We start from the raw sequence: 15,689 nt of genomic DNA, 5'->3' as shown, positions 1-15,689 counted from the left end.
ATTTTTTGTGGAAGGTCTATCGACCTTAATGATATTAATTGTGAACAAAAGCAAAAAAGAAGTAGGGGACGGTTTGCCCCCTATTTGATGGTATGAAGTTATCCGCCCCATCCTGACTTCTTGCCACTTGAGCGAGAAGAAGATTTAGAGCCAGAGGATTTGCTCCAACTGGATTTGGCTTCTACGGTAGAACCAAAACCGCCGCGCGACATCGTTTTAGACACGGTTGGCGGCTTTTTGAAGTCGTTTGTTTTGACTTTGATTTTTTTGTGTTTTTTGTAACTACTGCTGCTTGAGCCATACCAAATGCCATCGTCGCTGTACCAGCCACTTCGGTAGATGTACATGGGGCGAGAATAGTAGTGTGAGTCGGTAAGGCGAGCGAACATAAACCCACTTAAAGCTGGGATAAACCAATTTTGATACTCTGGCTTAAAACACCCACGTGTAAAGTCGAATTCGCAGTCGTCCTGAGAGTTAAACCTAGGTGAAGACAGCAACGCGAGCTCCGCCGCATCTTGGTATGCGGCTTGGCATTGCTGGGTGTACCCTGGGTGGGCATCGCTACACTCTTCAACGGTTCTAAAAATTTCTGCTTCCGTTGAATCGTCGGAACAACCTGTAACGGTGGCTAACCCCATGAACGCTACTAAAGGCCTCACATCAGCTTGTCGCCAATCCTTTTTCATGGATGGCAATATGACTTTTCTACTCCGTTTCATCCGGTGCTCCTTAGTAAGTCATACACGCAGCGTTAAGCATACCTACTGCGATTGAAACACTTGCCAACACAATACCGGCAGAGATTTCGTTGTCTTCAATACGCTGGGAAATTTTAGGCAAGAACATAAATCGAACGAGCATAAAAGCAAGTAACTGAGCGATAAATGCGACTACTCCCCAGATAACAAAGTCGACTAAGTTAACTGAGTTAGATGCTGCTCCCGCTATTGAAATACTGTAACCCACAAACGAGCCCGAAAGTGCTACTGCGGCAGCGATATTATTTTCTTTGACCAGTTTCCATTCGTCATAAGGGGTAAAGCGGATATAGACCAGCTTAAACAGGATCAAGAAGGCGATACAAATCGCAAAGTATGTTACGAAATCCACTAAACCCGCTAGGGATTGAGCCACTAATTCCATGAATGAAATTCCTTGTAAATGTGTTATCCAATGACAGTAAAGTCAGTGGGTGACAGGTCGACGCCTGTAATATAAGTAACGCAGCGCTCAGCCGAACCGCTTTCGAAACTTTCTTCGCATGAGATCACAAGCGATTCTGCCAAATCGGGGGTTGCGTCGCGCTCATAAAGCATAATGAATTGGTCGGTTTCCGATACCTTCCCGTTGCTGTGGTAGGTTTTTTCCGTCATCGCTACTGGGCGGTCGTTATCCCATACCTTACTGAACTCATGATCGTCAAGTTGCTGAGATGGCTGAACCAAATCTGTCTCTATCCAGCGATTCCAAGTGGTTTCTAGGTCGATAGACTTGGTCTCATAGAAGTAAAAGAGCTTCACTTCTAGTACTCCACTGTCGCCTTCGCCATTCAGCAATACTTGTATGTATCCATCGTCGTCGGTGTAGTATCGAAGCAGTGTTGTTTGACTATCGAGCTTCACTTCTCCGACTGCTTGAATCAACTGGGTACGAGATGCGCCGTCAATGGTGAGTTCAGGTTCGAGCATGCGAAATTTTAAGTCGTCCAACTCGAAAGCTCCGCCAAGTCTAAGCCCTAAAACTTCAGGTGCATTGGGCTTTTCTTCGGCTTTTTCTGTTTTTTTCTTAAACCAGTCAAACATGGTTATTTCCAACTGAAGTTATCAATTCGCTCATCGGCAATATAGAAAAGCGTGTTACCAGCAGATACCACACAATCTAAGCTGGGGTTCAGCTCAATACCTGTTCCTTTATCAATACCAATCAGGGTTGCTTGATAGTCCTTTTTAAAGGAATCGAATAACTCGCTGATTTGGGTTTCAGAAGCATTGGCAGGGAATGCCACAGAATATTGAGTCATGCCTTGTGTTGAATTCAGCAGCTCTTGATGAAGGGCACTCGAGCCAGGGTCGACAGCGGCTTTGGCCAGCATTTCGGTGGCTACCGATGGAATGCATTCGGCATTCGGGCAGTGCTGCTTAAGCAATCGACTTAATGCTTCGTCTTTGAAATAAGCCAGCAAGTGAGCTTTCGGGTTTTCGTTTGCGCAGTAGAGGGCGGCTGATAAGGTGACGTCGTCTTCTGGGTTATCGATGATGATACAGCTTGCGGCTGGCAAGTTGGTTTTCACCATATCGTTACAGTCTGTGAAGGCACTGACTTTAACGAAGTCGATTTCAGATGGAAGCGGGTTTTCTATGTCGGCTTTTACACAAAGTACGATGCGTCTTCTGCCCGTTTCTTCATGTTGTAACATACGAATTAAGTGCAACGTCCGTTGCTCATTCCAACCCAGCAACAGAATATGATTTTCCACGTTTACTCTCCGTTTTCCTAATACGCCTGCACGCCACATTGTGACGACCAAAACCCCAATTTGACTCACTGATATTGCAAATAAACCCAATCCAAACGGGATGACAAACAATGCCACAATCCAACGACCTATTGGCGTGGTTGGTGACATATCACCGTAACCAACGGTAGATGAGGTCACAACAATGTAGTACAAAAAGTCGGTGACATTCGATGTAAGGTCAGATTCGCCCGCAAATGCGAGTAATGCCCATGAAATGACCACATAGCCCGCGGCCAAACCGAGCAAGCTTTTGGTTCTTAATGAAAACAGGTGGGCATACACCCACCTTCTTAATGTAAACCACACAGTCATGTGAGGAATGTACCTTTATTTGCCTAAGATACGAGCGAGCTCGTCTTCTGCGGAAGATTTACCCCCCGCGGTAATACCTGCATTAGCCAGTTTTTTATCTAAGCTACTGCCCGATTGCGCTTCGTGCAATTCTTCAGCGGCTTCTAACTGAGCTTGTTTCTCTGCTTGGCGATTTTTAATGCGTTCCAAAGATTCCACAGCGGTGGTCATTTTGCTGTTCGCACCAACGTTGGTCGACGAGACTGAAGCTTGTGCTTTTTGCACGGCTTCGTTGGCTTTTATCACGTCTACTTGCTGTTCTAGCTGACGCAATTTGTCTTTCGCTTGGGCAATGTTCTCACGTAACTTTTGCTCAGACGCTTTGAACTGCTCGGCGTAGTTTTGCTCGGTAGTACGTTGATTGGTTAGCTCCGCTACACGTCCTGCACACTCAAGAGCTAAGTCTTGCTCACCCTTTGTCATGGCGTTACGGGCGTGTTCTTCGTATTCTGCAATACTGCCGTCTAAACCGACTACTTTGTTGTCAGCAAGTTTTCTTTTCGCTACTAGAGAAACCAACGCTTCGTCTGATTTTCTGAGCTCTTCTTTCGCTTCACGGATCTCTTGATCCAAGATACGAAGTGCTTGGCTATCTGCAACCTCTTCTGCAGCTTCGTTTACGCCACCTTTAATCGCAGTAAATAGCTTTTTCCATACACCCATTATGCTTCTCCTAAGAATTCTTCATACAAGTCGATGAACGCTTCCACATTACGGTACAGTGTCGCTATCTCAATCAGTACGCTCTCTTCCTTTGATTGAGAAGAAAGGGAACCGAACGCCACATAGTAGTCGTCACCGGCAATGTTGTTAATGCCGATAGTAGAAAGCGGGAACATTTTGTGGGTTCTTAAGATTTCATCATTCAAGGCGTTTACATCATGCACTGACGATTTTGCAAAAAGCAGAACTTCAGCAATGATTTGTTCGCCAGCAACAGCGAGGTAAGCCTCTACACCATCTTCATTTCGAATAAGAAGAGATTGAGAGGAAGTGTTGTTTTCGACTGTCCAGCCTTCGTGGTTAGAAAGTACAGGCACTAAGTCGTTGAGTGTCCAAGCCATGTAGATATTCCTTATTTATTATGGAATTACCATCTAAACGTTGTATGCAACACCGAAGATGTACGTGTGTTACACAAATCCAAGATTAGATACTAACCGTATCATATTGTTTCAATATGAAAATTCATAGCCATAAATAAATCGAGCTATTCTACAAATTTAGACTTTTGTTAAACATGAAACCTAATAGCTTTAGGCGTGTGTTAAGAAAGCTTCCGTTAACTGTTGGTAGAGAGCGTCTATGCTTGGTCGCTCTTTTATATGCTCAAACAGTGATGTGTGGACACCGTCTTCGATGTGATCGCTGTGCCCACACAGTTTGTTGCAAAGGTTAACGGGGGCGACGATGTTTTCCAGAATGGCATCAACGAGAATACATGCCTGAGAGAGTACGACTCTTCCACCGTCTTTTTTGAGTAATACTCGCTGCGCCGTGCCGACGATCTTTTTTCCATTAATGTTTAGGTTGTAGTCGCCATCACAATAGGAGTGGGGCGTGGCGTGTATATCGGTTCTAACGCCCAGAGCTTTAAAAAACTGGGTGAGGACAAAGCACAAATCTTGATACGACTTTTGAATGTCATAGGGAACGCCTTCTTCCCAATGATAGATGTGTGAAAGGTTAATAATCCCTGGAACTTGTGGAACAGGAGCGCCACCTGTTTTCCGTGACATGAGAAGCCAACCTAAGTTATCTAACCCCGACGTTAATTCCTCAGATACTTTCCACTTCTTACCAGAAGGCAAAACTAATGTGGCCGTTTTGGCTTGCCAAAGCATCAATACCTGAGAAAGCTCTCCAGATTGAACTTGTTTTAGTAACGCGCTCTCTTTTTCAAAAATATCTTCTACTTCAATACTCTTAAAACGAACCAGTTTATTTTTGGATGCCATAGATATATTCACTTTCGGGGGCGACTAATCTCATTCTAAGCGGATGCCACAGGATAGGTAAACCATACAAATTAGTCAGACTTTCCCTATTTGGTAGCCGAATTTAGGGTTGTTTCGTTAATGCTAGCCACCAATGATATAAATTTCGATATAAAGATAAACCAGACGGATACAGGGTGATTAATGATAATTCTGTAGATTTCTTTTTTCATAGATTGCTGATAATTATCAAAAAAATACAAACCTATCGGCTTTATTAGGTATTGCTGAACTAACCTTTGATAAATTAATGACGAATCGTCCAAAAAAATAATGAGGTTGGTTATGGATAACAAAATAAATAGATTGCATAGAAAGGGAAGGTTTAAGCGCTCTCGTTTGGCTATAGCGTGTTTGGGAAGTACAGTGCTGCTAACAGGGTGCATCTTCGATGATGATGCAAGTTCAACAGCCGGTGGTGAGTCGAATGTTTCTACCCCTGTTCAAACCAGCTTGCCAATAACCAGTGGTCTGCCTGTTCATCTTGTTGTGAACAATGGTGCAAACCAAGATTCTGTAGGTGGGCTAGATGTCAGTGCACAATTCCAGATGGAAGGACAAGATGCCAATGTAGATATTTCAATTATCGATTCTGACGGGATAGTTGTCGCTGGTTATAAGGATGGCGCTAGCTTTGTTTCTGGTGATATAAAAATTCCATCTTCAGGCTTTTTACCCCTAACGTTAAAATCCGATAATTTAAAGAAAGAACACAATTCATCTGCCACTTTGAGCATTGTCGTTTCGGGTGATGGTTTTTTCTCCAATGCGGCAACGTACGATCTTTTGTCTTCAGATACTTCCCTACAAAACCGAGTAGAAGTCCTTCCTAAATCGATTTCTTCTGACTTCGCAGGTTCGTTTGCTGAAGAAACCGTGTTACTAAGCGGAAATGTAGTCACTCAGCAAGTTGTGATCAATACGCCTATAAAACCAACATCCAGTTTGTCTGGTCAAATTCTTGATAATGCACAAATTTCAATTGATATTCCCGCAAACACGGAGTTTTTTGATAGTAATGGGAATCCATTTGAACCGACTGGAGCAGTAAAAGCATCTGCTGTTCTGGTCTCTGCCGATCCTAAAAATCTTTCGAATAGCACGAACAACCCTTTATTTGCTTTCCCAGGTGGGCTCGAGGTTAGTGGTCTTGAAGGGGCGACACCGTCAGATTTAAATAACGATTCTGAATTCAGCTTTATCAGTGCAGGGTTTGTCGCCATCGAAATCAAAGACAGCTTAGGAAATCAAGTTTCTCAGTTTGGTGGGGACGGAATAAGCCTAAACTTTGAAGTGCCGAAAAGTACGGTTCATCCGAACACATCCCAACCTCTAAAGCTGGAAGATGGATCCATCCCACTATGGAGCTACAACGAAAATACAGCTAAATGGTCTTATGAAGGTGAAGCGCTGATTACAGCTGAAAACGCCAATACATTTAGTGTGGTGAAAAAGATAACGCACTTGTCTTATTACAACCTTGATTGGTATGGAACAAACAGATGTAAGCTCGATGTCGATGTTTTAGACAAAGACGGACAACCCAATAATCAGAGGTTGCGTCTGTCTTATGCTCGTAAGGATGGCGGTTGGGCCTACAAACCATCAGGATGGGGAAATGATTTAGACAAACTGAATATTCAGAGAGTCCCTGCCTTTGCTGGTACCTTCGATTTGTTGGACAGCAGCGGAAACAGTCTTTTGGCATCCATAGAAGTGGATGGGCAAAGTATCGCAGTTGGAAGTGGAGAAAAAGGCGTTAAGCTCGACGATTTCTGCTTTGGTAAAACGAACGATGCATCCAAGTCATTCACTGCGCACTTAAACATCAAGAACCCCCCAAGAATAAACCTCAAGCCAAGTGTGGCGCTGGTTTGCCCGACGGACACAACCAAGACAGCAAGCGCAAACAGTGGGCGTTACTATTTGTATGAAGGCTACTCATATATTCAGCGCGGACAGGTAACGAATGGCGAGTTAGATTTGCAGAATTTAACTGAAAACGCACAATATAAGTTGTACTACTACGGCAGCAATACTCGAGGTAGATTAGAGTTTACAGCGTCTGATTCGCTCACCTCACTTCAAATTAATGACCTATCACTTTGCCCGACAGTGAATCAAACTTTGCATACACGACTCGTCTGTTTGGACAGCAATCAAACGGTTATCAAACAGAAACCCGCCCCTCTAAGCCGCTATTGGGCATACGATGAAAGCTATTCGCAGTATATGAGTGGTAACAGCAATGATAGTGGTAATGCGACGCTAGATAAGGTTGTTGAAGGGGTAAACTACTATGCGAGTGCTTATCTAAGAGAAAATAACCGATGGTACTACGGTCGCTTATCTACTCCGTTTGTCGGTAGTAGCTCGCAAACGGCGACAGTGGATATGAAGCTTAGAAGCACCGATTCCTTCTGTACAACTGACGAGCCCGTAGATTATGCACAGACAGAATTGTCTGGTTCTGCGACATCGGCAAGCGCTAATGGCACAGAAAAAGTCACCATTACGGTTCAAGAAAAAGACCAATATGGGAATTCACGAGGAAGTAACACCGGAACTCTAACTATCAGTGCTTCTCCTTCAAATGGAGTGACGATTGAAAATATTCAATCCAATGGTGACGGTACGTATACAGCAGATGTATCTTCATCGGTTGCAAGTAATATCGTGATATCTGGAAGCATTGACGGTAATGCGATTACAGACACGACCTCGATTAATTTCGTACAAGCTATCGATGTGAGCCAAACGGTTTATACATTAAGCACTAACAGCGTGAGTGCAAATGGAACGGATGAAGTGACTGCCACGGTAACTCTAAAAGATTTTGAAGGGCAGGCTTTTGTACCGGCAAGCGGAACGGTGAGTTTTGCGACGACCGGAAGCGTGACGTCTTCAGCCGTAACAGCACAAGGTGATGGTGTGTATGTTGTGACTTTAACGTCAACGAGCGCTGGCTCCGTCACGATAACACCTCGATTGGACAGCACTGACCTAAGCTCTGCTCAAACCGTTACCTTTACAGCAGCGTTAGATGTTAGCCAAACAACCCTTGCACTAAGCACTGACAGTGTGGATGCAGATGGCACAAGCACCGTTACTGCAACGGTTACATTAAAGGATTACGCAGGGCAAGCTTTTGTTCCAGCGAGCGGAACCGTGAGCTTTGCTACTACAGGCACAGCGAATGGTTCTGGCGCAACGCATCAAGGTGGCGGGGTTTATACTGAAGCATTTACATCGACAACTGCAGGTACAGTAACAATCACGCCAAAGCTGGATAGCACCGATTTGGCAGCTGCACAGTCCGTGACCTTTAACTCCACAGGACCCGATTTGGCGCAGTCGACCATTACAGCAAACAGTGCTGCGACCAAACTGGGCAATACTTTGCAGTTAACGGTGACGTTGAAAAAGGCAGATGGTTCAGATTACGGTCAAAGTGGTGGTACGTTAGCTCTCTCGTCTTCACCTTCTGGAATCACTGAAAGTGTAGTGGATAATGGAGATGGTACTTACACCGCCACTATTAACAGTTCAACAGCGACTGATTACGTCATTACCGCAAACGTAGGGGGTAATAACTTAACGAATACCGTGAGTGTTGCCTTTACTCAAGTCGATGTAGGGAATGTGGAAATGACCTCTAACGTCACCATACCGAATGGAGGTTCAGGTCAAATATCGGTTGTGCTGAAGCAGTCTGATGGCAGCGATGTAGGGCACGGTGGGCACACGGTTGCGATTGCGGCAGCCAGCTCAGTGTTCGCCTCTGCAACAACTACGGATAATGGTGATGGGTCTTATGTGTTAAACGTGACATGTAACTTAACGGGCTTTACTGCACCAATTACTGTTGAAGTCGATAACAGCAGCATAGGTACGTTCATGCTGACTTGTAACCCTTAACTTTTTAATCAAATAGCTATAGAGCCAACATCATGTTGGCTCTATTTTTTGTAACCGTAATAACTCGTCAAAAAATATCACCAGTAAGTTCATTCTTCAGTACCCCTCATATATTCAGGTAAATATTCCGTATAGTACAAAGGCAGAACGATGTGTACTCTTTCAGCTGCAGGAGAACCTTGAGTACCAGTAAGCTTAATGGTTTTGTGGGGGCTGCACTTCTCAATATAGGATTGCAGCGATTTCACTCGGGTGCGCTTCCCAGCAATTTTGGTAGCAAGAACGTTTCATCGAGTCACCTTATTCAAAGCTCTAATCTGACTACCTTTGTATTACATTATAGTGTGCGATTAAATGCAGTAATTTACATTTTTACGCGCATAAAAGTGTAGTGATTAACTTTGTATGCGCATCAAAGTGTTCGTGAGTGATTACTAATGAGTGATTACTGGTAGAAGGCTAGATAGTATACTGCGTAAGTACTGACATCATTGAGGATAAGCCTATGGTTTGTTGTGAACCCACCTTTCACATCAAACGCTTAAAATTCTTTAATAACCTACTACCGTGTTCCTCCCATAGAACTCGCATAATGTAGAACAACTCGTTTCCCGTTGGAGTATCGGAACTCTATGAACAGAAAAATCGCCAACTCAATTGAACTGTCTGACCTGATTCCCCTGTGTGAAACCAGCACATTGCAGAAGGGCATAAAGTTGTCGCAAAAGGGAGCAGTACGCAAAATCAAGGTGACTGGCGATAAGGCAAGTGCGATGGTGAAAGGCACGTACGATTATCACGTAAGCCTCGATGTGAGTGATTCGATTTGGGCAGGTTGCGATTGCCCAGCGGCGCAATATCAAAGGTTATGCAAACACGCGGTTGCTCTCGCCATTAGCCTGCAAGATCATGAAGAAGCACAGAGCGCCGTGAGTGAACGCTCCTTAATAAAAGCGCACCTTCAAAGCTTGGGTGAGGAAGCGGTATTAGAACAATTGCTCGATTATCTTGAAGAAGACGAAAGGGCGTGGCAAACATTGCTGACGAGAATCAGCCTCCACCAGAGCCCAGCCAGTTATGGCGAGTTAAAAAAGCGGATCACTCAAGCATTGCCTCGCGAGCAAATATGGGATTGGCGAGCGAGCAGTGGCTATTTCATGGCGGCTGAAGAATCATTGTCGATTCCATGCAAACGTTAAACGCAGAGCAACAATGGAAGTTGATTTCTTACCTCGTGGAACGGCTAAATAGTGTGCTCGGACACATCGACGATTCGAATGGCGACCGCTTTGGAATCGAAGCGCTTATCAACTCACACATGTCTCGTATATTCTCCGAACTCAATTGGAGCGAACAAGACAAAGCGCAATGGATGTTTGAACGTTTAACGAGTTACGAATTTGATGTGTTCCCTAGCATAGAAGAGCACTTCAAAAGCGTTTGGCAGCACAATACTCATTTTTTGGATTTGTGCCGCGAAGCCATAGAGAAAGCATCAAAGACAGATGACGAGGCATGGAACCTTAGACGTTATGCCAAGCCATTAATCGAACAATCGTTCGATTGGCGAGAAGTGGTGGAAATTAAACAAAAAATAGCGCGAACATGCCGCGATTACCTTGAAATAGTGGATACCTTTATAGAGCATAAAGAACCATTAGAAGGCGAGTTTTGGTTAGCCAAAGCAAAGAACATAGCCACGAATTATGAGCAAGAAGCGTGTCATCAAATGCAATTCAAGCTTTATATCGAACAAGGGGAAATCGCCTCCGCGTGGGCATTAGGAAACCGCCTATTCGAGCAGAGTGCTGCGTTCTCGCGCTACCAGCAACTGGCTCTGTTCAAAAAAAATTACGCCATAGAGGATTCTGGCTTTCTCGCTCGGGTAGAGCAAACCCTAAAAGCGGCCTACCCAGCCTCTCAAGGAGGAAGAGTGGTGTTTAAAGGGCTCGACGACTTGTTAGAGTTCTATATGGAGCAAGAGGAATGGCACAAAGCGTGCGATTGGGTGGCAACGCGCCGAGTTTCATCGGATGTGTTATTGAAACTGGCTGACAGCATAGTCGACGACATGCCAACCCAAACATTGAGTTACTACTTGCGTGCTGTGGTAGTTCAGATTGAACAGACCAATAACGACGGGTACGCCGCCGCCATTCGCTTACTCAATCACGTTGAATCCTTGCTTAAACCGCACCCAGAAACATTGTCGGCTTTCTATGCCAAGGTATCGTCACTAGCAAATACCTATAAACGCAAGCGCAATATGCTCAAGCTATTCCAGCAACATTATGGTGCGTATTTGTAGCTTGACGACCTTTCAAGTGTTCAGAAAATCACTTTTTTGTAGTGGTACGGCGGTTGAGAGAATGATCTCTTTATCCCCACAAGGGTATAGATGAAGTAATATCCTCATGTGGGGATATTTTGATTGGTACCAATATTCAAATACTTGAGAGACCAAATACAAAAAGCCCGCTAACTCTAGGAGCTAGCGGGCTTTCCAAACGTTTGGTGGAGCTGGCGGGAGTTGAACCCGCGTCCGAAAATCATTCATCATTGGTACTACATGCTTAGTCGATCTTTAAATTCACCATCCACCTGCGAACCGACACGCTAGTAAATGACTATCCTGAATTAGAATTCGCGCTTTTCCTCTCAGGCGGGAGAAGCCACGCTAGCTAGTTTGGGTTTGACTCTTTGTAATTCCCCGTCTTACAAGCGGAAGCTAGGGCAAAGAGGCTCTGAGCAGGTTATTAAGCTGCTAGTGCGTAGTTTTCGTCGTTTGCGACTATTTTTTTGCGGCTTTTTACGTGGCCAACCGCCCCACGGCATGCACCTCAGACTGCAGTATTCCCGTCGAATCCTGAATCAGCCCCAAAGTGTAGGTTGCATAGTACCAGAAAACCTTAGGCTGTCTAGCACTGCGCAACTCAAGTGGTCAAGATTAGCGCAAATTGCTCTTCATAACGCGAGCTTTATCGCGAGCCCAATCTTTTTCTTTCATATCAGTACGTTTATCGTGCAGTTTTTTACCCTTCGCGACACCCACTTTCATTTTGACCCAAGAACGGGACCAATACATAGCGGTGGCAACTAAGGTCATACCTTCGCGGTTTATTCTGCCAAAGAGGTTGTCGATCTCACGACGCGACATCAGCAGTTTACGCACGCGGGTAGGGTTTGCAACGGTATGAGTACATGCTTGTTGTAGCGGGGTGATTGTCACTCCACTAATAAATGCCTCACCATCGCGGATATATACATAGCTTTCGGCGATATTGGCTTTGCCTTGACGCAGAGATTTGACTTCCCATCCCTGAAGTTCTAGGCCAGCTTCGATTTCGTCGTCGATGAAATATTCGTGGCGAGCTCGTTTGTTTTGAGCAATGGTATTGCTACCTGCTTTTGGTTTTGAATTTTTCTTTGCCATAAGAACGGCATTATATACCCAAGTCCCCTAAAGATGCTAGGTGCATACGTCATTGTGTGTTTCTTTTTAAACGAATACTTCATGAAGAAAATGAAGCGGATAATGTATTCAAACGCGTTTGTTTTTGTCGTTTATTCGATGAGAAGCCAGCGAGTTTTCTAGGGCTAGCTCTAGAAAACTTTCATAGGAGGATTACGTGAAGTAACATAAGAGAACGTTTTCCCCGTTTCAATGTTTGTTTAAGTGAATCCGATATGCCGCAAGTAACCCGCAGCGCCCTAGTGCCATTTAGCGCTGAGCAGATGTATAGCCTTGTAAATGATGTAGCCAGTTACCCAAGCTTTTTGCCAGGTTGCTCCGGTTCTCGAATTATTGAAAACTCTGAATCGAGCATGGTGGCATCTGTGGATGTGTCGAAAGCAGGCATCAGTAAAACGTTTACAACATCGAATCAGTTAGAAGCTGGACGAAAAATTTTGATGCAGCTGGTGGATGGTCCTTTTAAGCAGCTTCATGGTGGTTGGGAATTTACTCCGCTGGATGAAACAGCATGCAAGGTTGAGTTGAAACTAGAATTTGAATTCACTAGCAAACTGGTTGAAATGGCATTTGGTAAGATTTTCAATGAGCTGACTAGTAATATGGTGAACGCGTTTACACAACGTGCAAAGCAGGTATATGTGTAATGAGCAGAGTACCAAACATGATTCACGTTGAAGTGGTTTATGCGTTGCCGCAAGAGCAGCGAGTGATAACCTTAGCCGTAGAGGCAGAAATGACGGTTCAAGAAATCATTGAGCAATCTGGCGTGTTGGAGATTTACCCTGAAATCGATCTCGCAAAAAACAAAGTGGGTATTTTTAGTCGCAACATAAAGCTAAATTCTACGGTGTTAGACAGAGATCGCATTGAAATCTACCGACCGCTATTAGCCGATCCCAAAGAGATTCGTCGGAAAAGGGCAGAGCAAGCGAAGAAACAAGCGGAAGCTGAAAAGTCCAAATAAACCTTAAGACAAGAACGGTATGAGATTGGTTGATTACCGAAAGTAGATATAACGCAAAAACAGCAAAGGCTCGCAATTAGCGAGCCTTTTCAATATCTGGTGAACTTAAATGGGGTTAGTAAACACCTTCGAAAAAGTTTTCACTGGCTGGGAAATCACCTTCCACTTTGACCAATCTTTCGTTGTCATCGAAACGAACAAAGAGGTTTTTCTGTATGGAGTCGCTGTGCCCTTTTGTGTGGTGGTAAATGTAATACCACGTATTTGGGTAGCCGTTTTCGACAAGCATTGGCGAACCTAAAACAAAGCGAACCTGTTCTTTAGACATACCAAATTTTAGTCGGTCTACCGAGTTCTGCTCAATGTAATTTCCCTGATTGATGTCGATACGATAAACCAGTTTTTCTGCAACCGAGCAGCCCGTTAACATCACGAGCGCTAATGGTACTGCAACAATCCACTTCTTAAATTGCATATGCTTTCTGTTCTTTATTACTAAGTTCAAGTTCTCGGGCGAGATGATAATCACTCTGGGCCGAGAAGTAAAAAGTTTCTCATGCCATCCATTGGCATTCTCGAGTTTCTAACACCATTAAATAGCGACGGTGAAATCATATGACCATAGTTATAGCGATAAGTTGCATTGTTACAAAGACAAACAGCGCAGGGGTGAGCTGCGCTGTGAGGTGAATAACATTTTGTGAGTGGATCTTTGCTGTGGAATTGAAGATTCTATCAAGCCGCAAATAAAAGTTCTTTCGCATTTGCCAGCGTACTGTCGGTTATCTGGCTACCACCTAATAAACGCGCTAATTCAGCAACTCGCTGGTTTTGATCCAAACAGTTCATTTGTGTTTCTGTTTTGCCGCCTTTGGTGTTTTTGGCGACGAATAACTGTTGGTGCCCACATCCGGCGACTTGTGGTAGGTGAGTCACACAAAGAACTTGCGTGGATTCACCAAGCTTACGAAGCATTTTGCCGACGACTGCTGCAGTAGGACCGCTGATGCCCACATCGACTTCATCGAAAATTAGGCTAGGGGTGTCCACTTTTTGAGCTGTGATAACTTGAATGGCCAAGGAAATACGTGAAAGTTCACCACCAGAGGCAACTTTTGCTATTGGCTGCATCGGCTGACCTGGGTTGGTTGACACTAAGAACGTTGCTTGGTCGATACCAAGTGGCGACGCATTATTTTCATCACGTACGACATCAATACAGAACTTGGCTTTTTCCATACTGAGTTCATGCATACTTTGGGAAATAAGTTTATTGAGTTCTTTCGCATAGCGCTGTCGAGATTTGTTCAGCTTTTCAGCGGTGGCTAAGAACTTCAGACGTTTCTCTTCAACTTCCGCTGCCAATGCGTCCATTTTTTCGTCTGAACAATCCAAGGCTTCAACTTGTTTGAGCAATTCTTGGTGGTGCTGATACAACTCATTTGGCATTACATGATGTTTACGTGCCGTAGACATCACTTTGGAGAAACGTTCTTCAACATAAACCATGCGAGCAGGATCGACATCGATACCATCTAGGTAATGACGTAACTCACTGTTTGCCTCTTCCAATTGAATAATGGCTTCAGAAATCATATCGGGTAAGCCTGAAAGCTTTGAGTCTAATTCAGCAAGCTGAATCAACGAGTGATTGGCTGTTTGAAGAATACCTAGAGCATTAACGTCCTCACCTTCATAAATCAGCTCTATTGCTTGTTGGCAAGTGGATGCTAATTCACCACTATTAGCCAAGCGTTTATGTTCTTGTTCTAGCTCCGAAAACTCTTCCTCGCCAATGGCGAGATCGTTGAGTTCTTTGATTTGGTATTCAAGAAGCTGCTTCTGAGCAAGGTTTTCTTGGCTGTTTTGTGTAAGTTGCTTTAGGTGGTTATCTGATTGACGCCAAGTTTGGTAGTAGTTTTTGGTCTTGTTAAGTAAGTTCACGTGACCAGCGTACTGGTCCAACATAGAAAGTTGGTAGTCACTCTTCATCAGTTGATGGTGGGCGTGCTGTCCGTGAATATTAATGAGGAGCTGCCCAAGCGCTTTAAGCTGTGAAGCCGGCACTGGGCTGCCGTTAATGAAGGCTCTTGAACGACCTTCTTTAGTGATAACTCGTCTTAGGATGCATTCACAGCCATCCATCAGATCGTTATCTTCTAGCCAACGCGTTGCATTGATATTGTTGTCCAGTAAGAACGAGGCAGAGATGTCGGTTTTTTCTTCACCTTGACGAACAGAGCTTGCTTCGGCGCGATCGCCTAAACATAAGCCTAGAGCATCAATAGCAATGGATTTACCTGCGCCTGTCTCGCCGGTAATGGTTGTCATGCCTTTGGCAAGTTCTAGCTGTAAAGACTTCACAATTGCAAAATTATTAACACTTAGATGAGCCAGCATTTTATTTACCTGTATAACTGAACAATACTGTATATAAATGCAGTATATACTGTTTCTTTATAC

The 15,689-nt window shown here is 44.2% G+C and carries 15 protein-coding genes, 1 other RNA gene and 1 pseudogene; 5 read left to right on the top strand and 12 right to left on the bottom strand.

The window, feature by feature from the left end; genetic code table 11:
- Positions 1-98: 98 nt before the first annotated feature.
- From Q8W40_RS18155 to Q8W40_RS18125, 7 genes are all read right to left on the bottom strand, one after another.
- Positions 99-722, bottom strand: coding sequence for a DUF1190 domain-containing protein (locus Q8W40_RS18155; protein ID WP_305399174.1), 624 nt, complete (start codon positions 720-722; stop codon positions 99-101).
- A 10-nt stretch (positions 723-732) separates the two neighbouring features.
- Entirely contained in the window at positions 733-1,146 is a 414-nt protein-coding gene (locus Q8W40_RS18150) for a DUF350 domain-containing protein (RefSeq protein WP_104401921.1), read from the bottom strand.
- A gap of 23 nt (positions 1,147-1,169) precedes the next feature.
- Entirely contained in the window at positions 1,170-1,805 is a 636-nt protein-coding gene (locus tag Q8W40_RS18145) for a YjfK family protein (RefSeq protein WP_305399172.1), read from the bottom strand.
- 2 nt (positions 1,806-1,807) lie between these two features.
- A complete protein-coding gene (locus Q8W40_RS18140) occupies positions 1,808-2,833 on the bottom strand; it encodes a potassium channel protein (protein WP_305399170.1) in 1,026 nt (341 codons plus the stop codon).
- 15 nt (positions 2,834-2,848) lie between these two features.
- The gene (locus Q8W40_RS18135; protein ID WP_101110708.1) at positions 2,849-3,535 is read right to left on the bottom strand and encodes a PspA/IM30 family protein; all 687 of its coding nucleotides are present in this window, start codon (positions 3,533-3,535) and stop codon (positions 2,849-2,851) included.
- A complete protein-coding gene (locus Q8W40_RS18130) occupies positions 3,535-3,936 on the bottom strand; it encodes a DUF2170 family protein (protein WP_101110707.1) in 402 nt (133 codons plus the stop codon). The genes Q8W40_RS18135 and Q8W40_RS18130 overlap by 1 nt, the downstream gene beginning before the upstream one ends.
- A gap of 192 nt (positions 3,937-4,128) precedes the next feature.
- The gene (locus Q8W40_RS18125; protein ID WP_305399167.1) at positions 4,129-4,830 is read right to left on the bottom strand and encodes a lipoate--protein ligase family protein; all 702 of its coding nucleotides are present in this window, start codon (positions 4,828-4,830) and stop codon (positions 4,129-4,131) included.
- A 324-nt stretch (positions 4,831-5,154) separates the two neighbouring features.
- On the opposite strand from Q8W40_RS18125, the gene Q8W40_RS18120 reads away from it, so the two are divergent.
- Entirely contained in the window at positions 5,155-8,787 is a 3,633-nt protein-coding gene (locus Q8W40_RS18120; protein ID WP_305399165.1) for an Ig-like domain-containing protein, read from the top strand.
- Positions 8,788-8,876: 89 nt separating this feature from the next.
- Here Q8W40_RS18120 and Q8W40_RS18115 read toward each other — a convergent pair.
- Positions 8,877-9,053: pseudogene (locus tag Q8W40_RS18115) on the bottom strand (AAA family ATPase); the annotation flags it as partial.
- Between the two features lie 366 nt (positions 9,054-9,419).
- Between Q8W40_RS18115 and Q8W40_RS18110 the strand changes: the two are divergent.
- Positions 9,420-9,986, top strand: a complete 567-nt coding sequence (locus tag Q8W40_RS18110) for an SWIM zinc finger family protein (RefSeq protein ID WP_305399163.1) — start codon at positions 9,420-9,422, stop codon at positions 9,984-9,986.
- Complete coding sequence (locus Q8W40_RS18105; RefSeq protein WP_305399161.1) at positions 9,974-11,095, top strand: hypothetical protein; 1,122 nt, start codon at positions 9,974-9,976, stop codon at positions 11,093-11,095. The genes Q8W40_RS18110 and Q8W40_RS18105 overlap by 13 nt, the downstream gene beginning before the upstream one ends.
- A gap of 204 nt (positions 11,096-11,299) precedes the next feature.
- Here the strand turns inward: Q8W40_RS18105 and ssrA are convergent.
- Together ssrA and smpB are read right to left on the bottom strand one after the other, a co-directional pair.
- Positions 11,300-11,666: a transfer-messenger RNA gene (gene ssrA / locus Q8W40_RS18100) on the bottom strand.
- Between the two features lie 68 nt (positions 11,667-11,734).
- Positions 11,735-12,220 (bottom strand): SsrA-binding protein SmpB, encoded by a 486-nt coding sequence (gene smpB / locus Q8W40_RS18095; RefSeq protein ID WP_305399159.1) that lies wholly within the window; start codon positions 12,218-12,220, stop codon positions 11,735-11,737.
- Positions 12,221-12,474: 254 nt separating this feature from the next.
- Here smpB and Q8W40_RS18090 point away from each other — a divergent pair, with 254 nt between their 5' ends.
- Positions 12,475-12,906 carry an SRPBCC family protein gene (locus Q8W40_RS18090; RefSeq protein ID WP_101110700.1) on the top strand — a complete coding sequence of 144 codons (432 nt, stop codon included), beginning with the start codon at positions 12,475-12,477 and terminating at the stop codon, positions 12,904-12,906.
- Positions 12,906-13,226, top strand: a complete 321-nt coding sequence (locus Q8W40_RS18085; protein WP_104401928.1) for an RnfH family protein — start codon at positions 12,906-12,908, stop codon at positions 13,224-13,226. Before Q8W40_RS18090 ends, Q8W40_RS18085 begins: the two co-directional genes overlap by 1 nt.
- A gap of 115 nt (positions 13,227-13,341) precedes the next feature.
- On the opposite strand, the gene bamE is transcribed toward Q8W40_RS18085, so the two are convergent.
- Together bamE and recN are read right to left on the bottom strand one after the other, a co-directional pair.
- Positions 13,342-13,701, bottom strand: a complete 360-nt coding sequence (gene bamE / locus Q8W40_RS18080) for an outer membrane protein assembly factor BamE (protein WP_101110698.1) — start codon at positions 13,699-13,701, stop codon at positions 13,342-13,344.
- 260 nt (positions 13,702-13,961) lie between these two features.
- Positions 13,962-15,626, bottom strand: coding sequence for a DNA repair protein RecN (gene recN, locus Q8W40_RS18075; RefSeq protein WP_305399156.1), 1,665 nt, complete (start codon positions 15,624-15,626; stop codon positions 13,962-13,964).
- Between the last annotated feature and the right edge of the window lie 63 nt (positions 15,627-15,689).

This window comes from Vibrio penaeicida (assembly GCF_030689305.1).
Classification (GTDB): domain Bacteria; phylum Pseudomonadota; class Gammaproteobacteria; order Enterobacterales; family Vibrionaceae; genus Vibrio; species Vibrio penaeicida_B.
The sequence above is the reverse complement of the archived record's forward strand: the minus strand, read 5'-3'. Positions and strand labels throughout refer to the sequence as shown.

Bases quoted from the DNA above. Each gene is read 5' to 3' on its own strand.
- smpB (WP_305399159.1), bottom strand. From the start codon at position 12,220: ATGGCAAAGAAAAATTCAAAACCAAAAGCAGGTAGCAATACCATTGCT.
- Q8W40_RS18150 (WP_104401921.1), bottom strand. From the start codon at position 1,146: ATGGAATTAGTGGCTCAATCCCTAGCGGGTTTAGTGGATTTCGTAACA.
- Q8W40_RS18125 (WP_305399167.1), bottom strand. From the start codon at position 4,830: ATGGCATCCAAAAATAAACTGGTTCGTTTTAAGAGTATTGAAGTAGAA.
- Q8W40_RS18135 (WP_101110708.1), bottom strand. From the start codon at position 3,535: ATGGGTGTATGGAAAAAGCTATTTACTGCGATTAAAGGTGGCGTAAAC.
- Q8W40_RS18105 (WP_305399161.1), top strand. From the start codon at position 9,974: ATGCAAACGTTAAACGCAGAGCAACAATGGAAGTTGATTTCTTACCTC.
- recN (WP_305399156.1), bottom strand. From the start codon at position 15,626: ATGCTGGCTCATCTAAGTGTTAATAATTTTGCAATTGTGAAGTCTTTA.
- Q8W40_RS18085 (WP_104401928.1), top strand. From the start codon at position 12,906: ATGAGCAGAGTACCAAACATGATTCACGTTGAAGTGGTTTATGCGTTG.
- Q8W40_RS18120 (WP_305399165.1), top strand. From the start codon at position 5,155: ATGGATAACAAAATAAATAGATTGCATAGAAAGGGAAGGTTTAAGCGC.
- Q8W40_RS18130 (WP_101110707.1), bottom strand. From the start codon at position 3,936: ATGGCTTGGACACTCAACGACTTAGTGCCTGTACTTTCTAACCACGAA.
- bamE (WP_101110698.1), bottom strand. From the start codon at position 13,701: ATGCAATTTAAGAAGTGGATTGTTGCAGTACCATTAGCGCTCGTGATG.
- Q8W40_RS18155 (WP_305399174.1), bottom strand. From the start codon at position 722: ATGAAACGGAGTAGAAAAGTCATATTGCCATCCATGAAAAAGGATTGG.
- Q8W40_RS18140 (WP_305399170.1), bottom strand. From the start codon at position 2,833: ATGACTGTGTGGTTTACATTAAGAAGGTGGGTGTATGCCCACCTGTTT.
- Q8W40_RS18110 (WP_305399163.1), top strand. From the start codon at position 9,420: ATGAACAGAAAAATCGCCAACTCAATTGAACTGTCTGACCTGATTCCC.
- Q8W40_RS18090 (WP_101110700.1), top strand. From the start codon at position 12,475: ATGCCGCAAGTAACCCGCAGCGCCCTAGTGCCATTTAGCGCTGAGCAG.
- Q8W40_RS18145 (WP_305399172.1), bottom strand. From the start codon at position 1,805: ATGTTTGACTGGTTTAAGAAAAAAACAGAAAAAGCCGAAGAAAAGCCC.